The 12,299-nt window shown below is 48.2% G+C and carries 15 protein-coding genes and 1 pseudogene; 4 read left to right on the top strand and 12 right to left on the bottom strand.

The window, feature by feature from the left end:
* Positions 1–5: 5 nt before the first annotated feature.
* The 12 genes and pseudogenes from cbiB to nusB form a co-directional block, all read right to left on the bottom strand.
* The gene (gene cbiB / locus BQ7480_RS11640) at positions 6–959 is read right to left on the bottom strand and encodes an adenosylcobinamide-phosphate synthase CbiB (RefSeq protein ID WP_072542988.1); all 954 of its coding nucleotides are present in this window, start codon (positions 957–959) and stop codon (positions 6–8) included.
* Positions 944–1,954 carry a threonine-phosphate decarboxylase gene (locus tag BQ7480_RS11645; RefSeq protein WP_072542989.1) on the bottom strand — a complete coding sequence of 337 codons (1,011 nt, stop codon included), beginning with the start codon at positions 1,952–1,954 and terminating at the stop codon, positions 944–946. The genes cbiB and BQ7480_RS11645 overlap by 16 nt, the downstream gene beginning before the upstream one ends.
* A complete protein-coding gene (locus tag BQ7480_RS11650; RefSeq protein ID WP_235816735.1) occupies positions 1,947–3,455 on the bottom strand; it encodes a cobyric acid synthase in 1,509 nt (502 codons plus the stop codon). Before BQ7480_RS11650 ends, BQ7480_RS11645 begins: the two co-directional genes overlap by 8 nt.
* Positions 3,456–3,965 (bottom strand): annotated as a pseudogene (gene cobC / locus BQ7480_RS18400) (alpha-ribazole phosphatase); the annotation flags it as partial.
* A gap of 13 nt (positions 3,966–3,978) precedes the next feature.
* The gene (locus BQ7480_RS11655) at positions 3,979–4,725 is read right to left on the bottom strand and encodes an adenosylcobinamide-GDP ribazoletransferase (RefSeq protein WP_072542991.1); all 747 of its coding nucleotides are present in this window, start codon (positions 4,723–4,725) and stop codon (positions 3,979–3,981) included.
* Positions 4,726–4,729: 4 nt separating this feature from the next.
* A complete protein-coding gene (gene cobT, locus BQ7480_RS11660) occupies positions 4,730–5,770 on the bottom strand; it encodes a nicotinate-nucleotide--dimethylbenzimidazole phosphoribosyltransferase (RefSeq protein WP_072542992.1) in 1,041 nt (346 codons plus the stop codon).
* Between the two features lie 3 nt (positions 5,771–5,773).
* Positions 5,774–6,283 carry a bifunctional adenosylcobinamide kinase/adenosylcobinamide-phosphate guanylyltransferase gene (gene cobU / locus BQ7480_RS11665; RefSeq protein ID WP_072542993.1) on the bottom strand — a complete coding sequence of 170 codons (510 nt, stop codon included), beginning with the start codon at positions 6,281–6,283 and terminating at the stop codon, positions 5,774–5,776.
* Between the two features lie 152 nt (positions 6,284–6,435).
* Positions 6,436–6,849, bottom strand: a complete 414-nt coding sequence (locus tag BQ7480_RS11670) for a DUF5606 family protein (protein ID WP_072542994.1) — start codon at positions 6,847–6,849, stop codon at positions 6,436–6,438.
* Between the two features lie 69 nt (positions 6,850–6,918).
* Positions 6,919–7,524 carry a dephospho-CoA kinase gene (gene coaE / locus BQ7480_RS11675; protein ID WP_072542995.1) on the bottom strand — a complete coding sequence of 202 codons (606 nt, stop codon included), beginning with the start codon at positions 7,522–7,524 and terminating at the stop codon, positions 6,919–6,921.
* Positions 7,521–8,555 carry a CdaR family protein gene (locus BQ7480_RS11680; RefSeq protein WP_072544010.1) on the bottom strand — a complete coding sequence of 345 codons (1,035 nt, stop codon included), beginning with the start codon at positions 8,553–8,555 and terminating at the stop codon, positions 7,521–7,523. Before BQ7480_RS11680 ends, coaE begins: the two co-directional genes overlap by 4 nt.
* A 12-nt stretch (positions 8,556–8,567) precedes the next feature.
* A complete protein-coding gene (gene yajC / locus BQ7480_RS11685; protein ID WP_072542996.1) occupies positions 8,568–8,876 on the bottom strand; it encodes a preprotein translocase subunit YajC in 309 nt (102 codons plus the stop codon).
* Positions 8,877–8,917: 41 nt separating this feature from the next.
* Positions 8,918–9,844, bottom strand: a complete 927-nt coding sequence (gene nusB, locus BQ7480_RS11690; protein ID WP_072542997.1) for a transcription antitermination factor NusB — start codon at positions 9,842–9,844, stop codon at positions 8,918–8,920.
* A 181-nt stretch (positions 9,845–10,025) separates the two neighbouring features.
* Between nusB and BQ7480_RS11695 the strand changes: the two genes are divergently transcribed.
* From BQ7480_RS11695 to BQ7480_RS11710, 4 genes are all read left to right on the top strand, one after another.
* Positions 10,026–10,400: a PUR family DNA/RNA-binding protein gene (locus BQ7480_RS11695; RefSeq protein ID WP_072542998.1), complete on the top strand. Its 375-nt coding sequence runs from the start codon at positions 10,026–10,028 to the stop codon at positions 10,398–10,400.
* 187 nt (positions 10,401–10,587) lie between these two features.
* On the top strand, positions 10,588–11,184 hold the full coding sequence (locus tag BQ7480_RS11700) for a 50S ribosomal protein L25/general stress protein Ctc (RefSeq protein WP_072542999.1): 597 nt from the start codon (positions 10,588–10,590) through the stop codon (positions 11,182–11,184).
* A gap of 32 nt (positions 11,185–11,216) precedes the next feature.
* Positions 11,217–11,780, top strand: a complete 564-nt coding sequence (pth, locus tag BQ7480_RS11705) for an aminoacyl-tRNA hydrolase (protein ID WP_072543000.1) — start codon at positions 11,217–11,219, stop codon at positions 11,778–11,780.
* 4 nt (positions 11,781–11,784) lie between these two features.
* The gene (locus BQ7480_RS11710; RefSeq protein ID WP_072543001.1) at positions 11,785–12,219 is read left to right on the top strand and encodes an RNA-binding S4 domain-containing protein; all 435 of its coding nucleotides are present in this window, start codon (positions 11,785–11,787) and stop codon (positions 12,217–12,219) included.
* Positions 12,220–12,299 lie beyond the last annotated feature (80 nt).

Below are 12,299 nucleotides of genomic sequence, written 5' to 3' on the forward strand. Positions count from 1 at the left end.
AAGAATTATCCGATGATGTTTCCCCAAAACCACACATATCCAGCCACCATCAAAAGCACCATCCCCCCTTCGGCCAACCGGTTGATACAGATAGCCCGACGCATGTCGTCACTATTTACCGGACGAGGATTGCTGCCGATGAAAGGCTTGTAGACTGTCTCCCCGAAATACTCGTGCGGCCCGCCAAAACGACAGTTCAGGATACCGGCCAAAGCCGCTTCCGGATAACCGGAATTGGGACTGGCATGCATCCGTCCGTAATGGGCCACAAACTTCAGCAACGACCAGCGACCGGACACCAGTACCATAAGCAGGGCGGTCAATCGGGCCGGAAGATAATTGGCTACATCGTCTATACGGGCAGCCCAACAACCGAAGTCCTTGTAACGTGCGTTCCGATAACCAATCATGGAATCGAGGGTATTCACCATCTTGTATGCCAGCATACCGGGCACACCCAGCAGGAAATACCAGAAAAGAGGGGCAATCACCCCGTCGCTCAGGTTCTCGGCCAAGGTTTCCAAAGCTGCCGTACGTACCTCTTGGTCCGACAAGGCAGAAGTATCTCTACCTACGATGCGCGACACCTGTTTCCGTCCTGCTTCCAAGGAGATGTCGGCAGCTTCAAATACCCTCCGCACCTCGTCTATCAACGTTTTCCCAGCCAGACAATAGAACACAGCCACCACCGAAAGGATTACCTTTAACCAGGGATGTACCCGATTAGCTCCTTCCAGCAGGCACCAGCTTACCAGAAAGACCAGCAGAATCAGGACTACGGCTGTCAGCGCTCCGTTCCGCTTGCGATGTACCCCCTGATTACCCCGCCGTTCACACCGGACTATCAGTTTCCCAAATCCTACCACCGGATGGGGCAGCCACAAAGGGTCGCCCAATAACTTATCAAGCAAGCATCCTCCCAACAGGGGAATCAGTCCCATTTCTATCCACGTATCCATTCGCGTATGCCTTCAATTAATAAATTGTTTTCTTCTTCTGTCTGTATTGCAATGCGGAAATAACGGGTGTCCAGTCCTTCAAAGTTGGATGCATCCCGAATGAGCAGCCCATGACGTTCGGCCAAATAGGCTTTCAGGTCGGGCGCACTTCCCTTCCGCAAACGAGCCAGGAAATAGTGGGTATCCGAAGGGAGCACCTCCACCCCACCCGTAGCTTCCAACGCCTCGGCCACCCGTTTCCGTTCTGCCAGCAAGGCCGGTACCTCCATCCGGTACTCCTCCAAGTGACGCAACAAATACTGTCCGGCTTCCACGGCCAACGCATTCACCGACCATGGCATGCGGCAGCCCCGTATCCGCTGAAGAAGGTCTTCGTTTCCCGTCACAGCACCCAGTCTCAGTCCCGGTACCGCAAAACATTTGGTCATGGAATGTAACAGCAAGACATTGGGACAGGCAACAGTCTCGTCCACGGGAAGTACCTCTTTCTCCGTAAAAAGCGCATACGACTGGTCGATAACAAACAAGGTCCGGGGATACTGCATAATCAAACGACGCAGCGTATCCGCCTCCCACGTCTGTCCCGTCGGGTTGTTCGGATTGCATAGCCAGCATATCCCTTCTTCCTCCGTCAAGGCCTCCACGCTGGAAATACCTTCTATCCGATGGGCGTGCAGACGACAGGCGTCGGCATACTCGCTGAATGTAGGTATCCATACCTGGGAACGACTGCCCCGAAAAGCCTGCGCGATGAGGTAAATGGCCTCCGTAGCTCCGTTGGTCACGCACACTTCCTCCGGACGCACCCCATACAGCCGGGCCAATTCCGCCCCCAGCGTATAGGGCTCCGGTTCCGGATAGGAACGGATGCACGAGAGCCGTTCGGCCAGATAGCGGTTCAACCCGTCATGATTCACCCGGTGATACACATTCGAGCTGAAATTGGCCCGAATATGCGCATAGCGAAAGGCGTCGTCTCCGTGTCCGTTAATCATTTTTCGTCAGTATTTGGTAAAGCAACGGCAGGTTCAGGTGCTTCCGCACATAGTCTGCCAGTTTGTTGTATTGTTCCTCCTTAAAAGCGGCATAATCCAACGCCGGCTGTGCCAGCTTCTCGGCATAAGGTGCCAACAGCCACTCGATGACTGCCGGATTATCCAGTATCCCATGAATGTAGGAGCCTGCACATTTCGGGTCTACCACACATCCGTCCGGAGTTCCATCCTCCAGATAAACCAATGGAGCCACTGGTGCCCCGTCTACCGCCGAGGTACGCCCCATGTGGATTTCATACCCCGTACAGTCCGGCGTACCGGATTCCAGGAAAGAAAAACGCACCTGCCGCGTCACTTTCTCTCCCTCCATGACCGTTTCCACCGGCAGTAATCCCAGTCCCGGCAACTGACAGACATCGCCTTCCATCCCGTCGGGATCGGCAATGCGTTGTCCCATCATCTGGTATCCGCCACAGATTCCCATGACGGTTGCCCCGTTGCGGCGGGCCTGAAGAATGGCCTGTGCCACCCCGTTACGGCGCAATTCGTACAAATCGCCGAGGGTATTCTTGCTTCCCGGCAACAGGATGATATCGGCTTTCAGCAAATCCTCCACGTTGTTCGTGTAGTACAGATTCACCCGTGCGTCATGCTCCAGTATATTGAAATCGGTAAAATTGGACAGGTGACGGAGCAAGACCACCGCCACATTGACCTTTCCCTGCACCGCTTTCCGCTGCTTCAGGGAAAGTTCCACCGAATCCTCTTCCTCAATGTAAATGTCCTGATAATACGGTATCACGCCCAGTACCGGAATGCCGCAAATCTCTTCCAACATCTTCACACCCGGCTCAAACAGACGAAGGTCGCCACGGAACTTATTGACGATGATTCCCTTGATGCACTTGCGGTCTTCCGGAGTCTGCAGTGCCACCGAACCGTAAGCACTGGCAAACACACCTCCCCGGTCGATATCGGCTACCAGAATCACATCGGCGTTAGCATGACGCGCCATGGGAAGATTCACCAAATCGGTATCCTTCAGGTTGAGTTCCGAGATACTGCCGGCCCCCTCCATCACTATCGGATTATAACGGGCTGCCAGCCGGTCAAAGGCCTGATTGACTTCCCGACGCAACTCCTCACGCCCTTCAATACGGAAATATTCATACGCACTCCGGTTGCCGATGGGTTTGCCGTTCAGCACCACCTGGGTAGTCCGGTCGGAAGTGGGTTTCAGCAACAAGGGATTCATATCGGTATGACACGGGATACCCGCCGCTTCAGCCTGCACCGCCTGTGCCCGACCAATCTCCAGTCCTTCGGGAGTGGCATACGAATTGAGCGCCATGTTCTGGGCCTTGAACGGAGCCGGATGATACCCGTCTTGCAAGAAAATACGGCACAAGGCCGCAGCCAGCACACTCTTCCCCACATCACTGCCCGTACCGGCCAACATGACCGGATGCAAGCGGGGAAGCGGCAAATCGATTTCCACCATTCCCCCGTAAGGAGGCAATGCCTGCATGGCATCTTCCAGTCTCACCTTTCCCGCATAAACCTGCGCAGCCACCAGCACCCCGCCATGGGCAAAAATCAGCACCGGACCTGAGGTACGTTCCAAGTGATCCAGAAAATCAGATACCCGGGCCAGCACGTCCATGAAAGACTCTCCGCCTGTAGTACGTACCCGCAGGTAATCCTGGTACCACTCCTGAATACGCGGGTCGGTGATTTCATCAAACCGCTGCATCTCCCACTCGCCCATGTGCATCTCTTTCAACCGGTCGTCACGTTCCGCATCCGGGAAGCCGCAATAGGCGGCCAAGCGCGTGCAACGGGACAACGGACTGGCATACACACGGGTAAAGTCGATACCGATGCGCCGGATGGCTTCCCTGCACACCGCCGCTTCTTCTTCAAACGAAGCTCGCAGAGGCACATCAGTCTGACCGTAACACATACCGGAAGGCACATCGACCGAAGTATGTCGAACCAAATATACTTTCATCTTCTATTTATCCTTAAAAATTATAAGTAATCGCCACCGCTCCCAGCCAGCACACCAGCTCACACAACAGGAACAGGGCTCCGCAACAATCGCCGGTATATCCTCCCAGCCGACGCTTGAGCAAACATACCAACACGGCAAAAAGCACACAGGGAAACAACAGCATCCCCCAACAGGCAGCTGGTAGCAAACACAGAGGCAACAGTCCCCCTACCGCATTGGCCACCCACTCCGAAGTACTCATGCGGGTATAGACCACCTTGGCCTTGCTTTCTTCCACCTTCCGGGCATAGGGCAGGAACACCAGCATAAAACTGCACACAAACTTGCAAAAGGGGTCGGCCACCCACAACATCCAAGGGATAACCTGCACCGGCAAAGAAACAAGCAAGGAATACGACAACAGGTAATACAGAATCAGTCCCAGCACTCCGTAACTCCCGATGTGGGAGTCCTTCATGATACGAAGAATCCCTTCCCGGTCACGTCCTCCGCCAAAACCGTCGAAGAAATCGGCCAAGCCATCCTCATGCAGGGCACCCGTGAGGAAAAGACGGGCACACAGTGCCAGCAATACCGCTACGGGAAGCGGAAACCACAGAGAAAAAAGCCAGAAAGCAAGGGCCATCACCCCACCCGTGAGCCATCCGCACAGGCTCCAGTAACTCACCACGTGCCGAAAACACTCGGACGGCACGGAGCAAATCCGCCAGAAAGGCAAACGAGTGAAAAACATCAAAGCAGCCAACAGATTATGCATACGCTCAGAAATATTTGGTAATGGAAGCATGTGCAAAGGTGTCCATCTCGTTCAACATCCGTACCGCAGAATCGAGTATCGGATAGGCACAGACCGAACCGCTTCCTTCTCCCAAGCGCAATCCCAGGTTCAATAACGGACGGGCATGCAGATAGTCCAACAAGAGTTTGTGGCCACTCTCATCGCCCTGATGTCCGTACACGGCATACGAAAGCACTTCCGGATACAGGCGGGAAGCTGCCAGCATGCAGTTGGTCATGATGAATCCATCTACCAGAATGACCATGCGCAGCTCGGCCGCACGCAGCATGCCGCCTACGGCCATCATCATCTCATACCCTCCGAAACGGCACAGGATTTCTTCCACCGTATGCTCTCCAGGGAAATGTTGAAGGGCCTGCTGAAGCACCTTGAATTTATGGGTCATGGCTTCGCCATACAAACCGCTACCAGCACCGACGCACTGTTCCAAGGGGATTCCCGTCAGGCAGCTCATCCACAAAGAGGAAGCGGAAGTGTTTCCCACTCCCATCTCGCCAAAACTGAGGACGTTGCAACCAGCTTCCTTCACCCGGTCCACACATTGTGCACCTCGCTCCAGACACAAATCCATCTCTTCGGGAGTCATCGCATCGCCATACAGAAAATTGCGGGTACCCCGGCGCACCTTCATATTCACAATCCCTTTTTCATAAGGCAAGTCATAATCCACTCCGGCATCGACTATCACCAGTCGGAAACCGTGCTGGCGACACAGGAAATTGATGCCTGCCCCTCCGTGAAGGAAATTACTGATTTGCTGCCAGGTAATTTCTTTAGGAGATGCACTGACGCCTTCTTCCACAATGCCATGATCGGCTGCAAAAAGCAGATTGTGCGGACATTTTAAGGAGGGTGACAAAGTCTGCTGTATCATACACACCTGCAAAGCCAGTTCTTCCAAACGTCCCAGAGAACCCTTGGGCTTCGTCAGGTTGTCAATCTTTTCACGAGCTGCCTGTTCCAACTCCGGACAGGCTATAGGGGAAATAGTAAATTTACGCATGATTTATCCTTTCACTTTAAGCGGAATGCCAGAAACCATCAGTACTACCTGGTCAGCTTTGGAAGCGATATATTGATTCATCCAGCCCTGCAGGTCGGTAAACCGGCGCTGCACCTCGTTGGGGGAAACGCCTCCCATTCCAATCTCATTGGTAACGAAGATAAACGTCGCCTCCTGCGCGGTAAAGCGGTCGAATTCCCGCTTCAAGGCCTCCAAGGCTAAGGCTACATCCTGCTGCTCCACAAAATAATTCGTACACCAAAGCGTCACACAGTCGATTACTGCTACCCGGCCGGTGATGTCGTGACGGCTCAGCTCCTTTTCTTCCTCGATATTCGTCCATTCGGGTCCACGATTCTGCTGATGACGCTCCACTCGCTTCCGAAATTCCTCATCCCAGATTTTCGCTGTGGCCATATACACCGGCGATGAGGTCAGCTCATGAGCCAGCCGTTCGGCATAACTGCTTTTTCCTGAGCGTTCACCGCCTGTAATCAATATAATCTTTTTCATATCTTCCTTACTGTCGTTTGAGGCTTCCGGGGTATATAATAAAACTGCCTCAGGACAAATGCCGCACTCCGTAGCCGGAACAACGCATCCGTTTGTCCTGAGACAGTTCACATTCTTCTCACCGTACGCCGAAAAGCCGTACGTATTTCCGTTTATTCGGCCGCTTTTTCTGTTTCTACAAAATCTGTTTCTCCGTTTGAAACCAGCAGATTATACCACTGAATCAATTTCTTGATGTCGCTGGTATGTACACGGTCACGGTCGTAGTTCGGCAACACTTCTGCCATAAACGCATGCAACTCTTCTGCAGAAGCTTTCTTGTAGTCCAACGCAGTCACGTTACCGTTTTCTTTTTTCTTGACAGATTCCAGCACTTCACTCAGAGGTACTTCCTCCGCATCTGTGTACATGGCGATATCGCCCAATGAAATCACTTTATCGCTGGCATAAACTGGAACTCTTTTCTTTTCTGCACTGACAGTTTCCACAATCAGCATATTCTTTGCCTGAGAAATCAGTTTGTACAAACCAGGTTTTCCAGAAATAGCTAAAATAGTCTTCAACATAGTCTTTTCTCTATAATTAAAATTTGATTACGAGTGACAAAAATACAACGGACGAACGACATACACAAACTATCTACCCGTTTTTCTACTGGCAAGCCATGCTTCCAATGCAGCAATCTGCATCTCCAACGACATTTTTTCATCATTAAAGAGAACATAATCGGCTCTTCTTCTCTTTTCCTCGTCGTCCATCTGCGCGGCAATGCGTGCTTTTATCTGCTCTTCGGATGCTGAATCGCGAAGCATGGCCCGCTTTATACGCAAATCCAAAGGAGCATATACCATCACCACATAATCTACTGCTTTTTGGAAACCCGACTCAAACAAAATGGCACTTTCCATCGCTACAACCTCTGCCCCACTGGCAGCCTGACGGTCCGCCCACGCAAGGAAGTCCTTGAACACACAGGGATGAATAATTTGGTTGATATGCCCGGCATGCTCCGAAGAAGAGAACAAGTAATTAGCTACCAAAGGCTTGTTCAAGGTTCCATCCGCTCGATAAACCTCCGTGCCCAGCAAAGCCGAAAGCTCCTTCCGTATCTGAGGATGCGTCACAGTCAGCCGTTTGGCCTCCCGGTCAGTATCATACAACGGAATCCCTCTCTGTTCCAACAGATGGGATATGTATGATTTTCCGCTACCAATTCCTCCTGTAATTCCAATCTTGATCATTTTTCTGTTTTCTCTTTGACCTCGGCTCCTACTGTTTCCTGTTCTATCAGATAATCAACGGATGAAGGACTGATTCGGATATGTGTAGCCACATCCGGATACTGCTTTAGCATCAGTGTCAGTTTGTCGGATTTATTCTCTACCACATCCGAATAGGGAACTCCCACCAAGAAATCATGTGCTCTTACCGACTTGAAATTCTTCAAACCCACTTGAAAAGTGACTTGTACTTTTGATGGAAAAGTACGCAACACTTTTCCCTTTGGAAAGCCAATGCCTACCACGGGAACCTCAAGGGTCTTTTCCGAATACATATCCACACACGCCATCACATCTACCGAGGAGGGAACGAACTTCACCCCATGCAGTTTTTGCAAATTAAGGTGTTTTCTCAAAGTATCTGTCACATTGGTCCAATGAAAAGGCTGTGTATAAGCTGTCAGCACTGTGTTCAATACACCCTGAGGCGCATAAACCACTACCGAATCGGGAATCACACGAATCTCCGACACATAGTATTGCCTTCCAGCCGAGACCTCCCCTCCTACTGCTACCGGAACCTTTTTGGCTATCCCCTTGGAATAGATGTAATCCAACGTATCCGGATGGACAGAAAGCAACTGGGTGGAATTGTTCAACTGGGCACTGATTTTTTTCAGAACTTCTTCCTGCGGAATTCGCACATAAGGTCCCCTTTCCTGATAATCCTCAAAATTAAATGTCAGCGGAAAGAACGTTCTTCCTAGCATATAATTCAACAGAACCGTACCCCGGTCTTCTACTTTCACCCGAATCTCGCTTGGCAATTCAGAGGTCATCACCACCTCCTTGGGCACGTTTTTCAAACGGACGGGTATCTTAAATTCCGTCTGATACGTGTCGTTCATGGTTTGCAGGAACCAGAAACACAAGGACACGAAGACAAAAAACAGAAAAATCAGGAACTCCCTGCTCTTGGTACTGAGCAAGAAGTTCCTGATTTGTCGTACAAATATCAAGTAATATCTCTTTATGTTCTTTCTATCGAACATATCCATTGACAATTATTTCGCAGGCTGAGCCTGTGCGTCTGCATAAATAGAGTTCTTATCTACTTTGATTTTTACACCAGCAGCTATTTCAACTATAACTGTATTGTCTTCTACTTCTTTGATTTTTCCATAAATTCCACCTGCAGTAACCACAGACTGACCCACTTCGAGGTTTTTACGGAATTTCGCAATTTCTTTCTGCTTCTTGTTCTGGGGACGAATCATAAAGAAGTACATAATGGCAAAAATGGCCACCATCATAATAAGGAAAGAGTAATCTGCTCCTCCCTGAGCCTGTAAAACAACAGCTAACAAATTCATACGTTTTCTCGGTTTAGATTAATAATAGCCTGACAAATATATTAGTTTTTAGTCAGCTTATTTTCCTTTTTTAATTGATTAACAATCCCGTCCAATGTACCATTAATGAATCCGCCGCTCTTTGGAGTGCTGTACAGCTTGGCGATTTCCACGTATTCATTTAAAGACACATTTACCGGAATATTCGGGAAACTCAAGATTTCAGCCAAGGCAATCTGCATGATGACCACATCCATCACTGCCACACGGTCCAAATCCCAGTTCTTTGAGTTTTCACTAATCAGGTGACGGTAATAGTCGGCGTTCAAAATGGCACGACGGAACAAACGACGGGCAAAATCCTGATCTTCCTCGTCCTTGAATTCCGGAAGAAGTTCTTGCTTTTCCCCGTTTTCAGGATTGAAACGTTTAATAGTTTTCAAGACGAAAGTATCAACGATTTCCTTGTCATCGTTCCAATACAGACTCTGGTCTTCCAACACTTCATCGAGCGCTGCATTATTAAAAATGATTTTTTTGTAAAGTTTTCTCCAAAGTTCACGATCCTCGTCATAAGAAGAAGTCTCGCTGGCCATGTATTCCTTATATATATCACTCTGCATAATCTGCTCACACAGATTTTTAATAAAATCGCCTTCATTTTCCCAAGTCTTCTTCTGAGACGCTGAAAAAGCATTCAGCTGCTTATTTATTTCCAGCTGCGCGATGAAACGATTTTCCACAAACTTCATGTTGGGAGATAAATCTTCTTTGGTAGGAACTAACTTGTTTTTTGCTGCATCCAGCCGCTTGCTGGCATACTTCGTCACCTCTACCATTAAAAGCAAAAGATAGTTGTACAAATCATACGCTTTGGATAGACTGAAGAACAACTCCTTTTCTGCAGTATCCAAATTTTTACCACCGTTCTGATAATACGCATAGATTATCTGAACTATCTTCAGACGGATAAGAACTCTGTTGATCATAATATATAAACAAAACTACATTTTTAGGTGTGCAAAAATAAGCAAATTTCTTTTACCACCCACCATAAGGCACCATATTTTTTCTTTTTTTCATAGAATCGACAATTTTTCTCCGTTCTCTCTTGGCACATTGCAAAAAAATATTCAAATTTGGGCGCATTTTTATTAGTAACAGTGAGTTATGGAAGAACAAAAGAAGAAAAGTACAACTATTGAAAACGACAAGGAAATCGTATTCTCCAAAGCCATCAAGGCAGGAAAACGCATTTACTACCTGGATGTAAAGAAAAACCGAAAAGACGAGATGTTCATTGCCATTACGGAAAGTAAGAAAGTGGTTTCGCTTGATAAAGACGATCCTCAAGTGAATTTTGAAAAACACAAAATATTCTTGTACAAAGAAGATTTTGAAAAATTCATGCATGGCTTGCAGCAAGCTATCGACTTCATTGCCCACGAACAAGGTGAGTTTCACTCTGAAAGCCATACTGAAGCCTCAACCACTGAAGACACTCCGCAACAATCTGGCGAAATAAAAATAGACATCGACTTCTAAAAGAAACTCAGCTTACCAATTTCAGCTGAATTACAGGATTTTATTAGGGGAATATTTGGAAAACAAAAAAAAATGCGTACCTTTGCGCCGCTTTTTCAAGCTCATCGTGTGATATACCACATCGTGTGATGGCGAATTAAGCAAAGAAAATCAACTTAATTTAGAGTAACACAAAAATTTTTTAGAAATGAAATCAATTGAAATCAAAGGTTCTTTGAGAACTGAAACAGGTAAGAAAGCCACTCGTGAACTTCGTAAAGAAAATGGTGTTCCTTGCGTATTGTACGGAATCCAGAAAGATGAAAACGGCAACCAAGTTGCTACTCACTTTACTGTTCCAACAGAAGGCTTGCGTAATTTGGTATACACACCGCATATCTATGTAGTAGACTTGAACATCGATGGTAAGGTTGTAAATGCCATCATGAAAGATATCCAGTTCCACCCTGTAACAGACAAGATTCTGCACGTAGACTTCTACCAGATTGATGAAAACAAACCTATCGTAATGGAAGTTCCTGTAAAACTGGAAGGTTTGGCAGAAGGTGTGAAAGCCGGTGGTAAATTGGCTCTGCAGATCCGTAAATTGAAAGTGAAAGCTTTGTACAACATCATCCCGGAACGTCTGGTTATCGACGTAACTCCGCTGGGATTGGGTAAGACTGTCAAAGTAGGTGAATTGAACTACGAAGGTCTGGAATTGCTGAACGCAAAAGAAGCTGTAGTTTGCGCAGTTAAATTGACTCGTGCCGCTCGTGGTGCTCAGGCTGCTGCTGGTAAATAATTCAGTAACCTACACACTCAAAAATCCTTTCAATGAAATACTTGATTGTTGGACTGGGGAATATCGGTGAAGAATACCGTGAAACCCGTCATAATATAGGATTTATGGTATTGGACGCCTTGGCTAAGGCGTCCAATATTGTTTTTAGCGATGGACGTTATGGAGCAACTGCACACCTGTCGTTAAAAGGACAACAGTTAATCCTGCTCAAACCGTCCACCTATATGAACCTCAGTGGAAACGCTGTACGCTACTGGATGCAACAGGAGAAAATTCCTCTGGAAAATGTGCTTATCGTAGTGGATGACCTGGCCCTTCCCTTCGGGACGTTGCGACTAAAAGGAAAAGGAAGTGACGCCGGACACAACGGTCTGAAACATATCGCCGCTACCCTAGGAACTCAAAACTATGCCCGCCTTCGCTTCGGCATTGGCAACGATTTTCCAAGAGGAGGACAAATCGATTTCGTATTAGGACACTTCGACGAGGAAGCCATGAAACTGATGCCGGAACGTCTGGAAATGGCGCAGGAAATCATCAAAAGTTTCTGCCTGGCCGGACTGAACAATACCATGAACCAGTATAACAACAAATAAGCACATGCCAGAAGCAAGAATAGATAAATGGATGTGGGCCGCACGTATCTTCAAAACAAGAACGATTGCGGCCGAAGCCTGCAAAAAAGGAAGAATCGCTATCAACGGCGCGCAGGCCAAACCAGCCCGGACGGTCAAACCGGGGGATGTGGTACAGGTCAGAAAACCACCCGTTACCTATTCCTTCAAGGTGTTGCAGGCCATCGAAAAACGGGTGGGTGCCAAACTGGTTCCTGATGTGATGGAAAACGTCACGACACCCGACCAATATGAACTGTTGGAGATGAGCAAAATCAGCGGCTTCGTAGACCGCGCAAGAGGTACCGGACGTCCCACCAAAAAGGAACGAAGAGATCTGGACGAGTTCTTCACACCGGAATACATGGATGATTTTGACTTCGACTTCGAAGAAGAAGAAGAAGACAGTGAAGAAGAATAACACAAAGAAAAAACATTCAGAAAAGAATCGGGCTTCGTAAGATATTCCAATCTTGCAAAGCCCGATTCTCTTTATTCCCT

Source organism: Bacteroides mediterraneensis, from assembly GCF_900128455.1.
In the GTDB taxonomy this organism is placed as follows: domain Bacteria; phylum Bacteroidota; class Bacteroidia; order Bacteroidales; family Bacteroidaceae; genus Phocaeicola; species Phocaeicola mediterraneensis.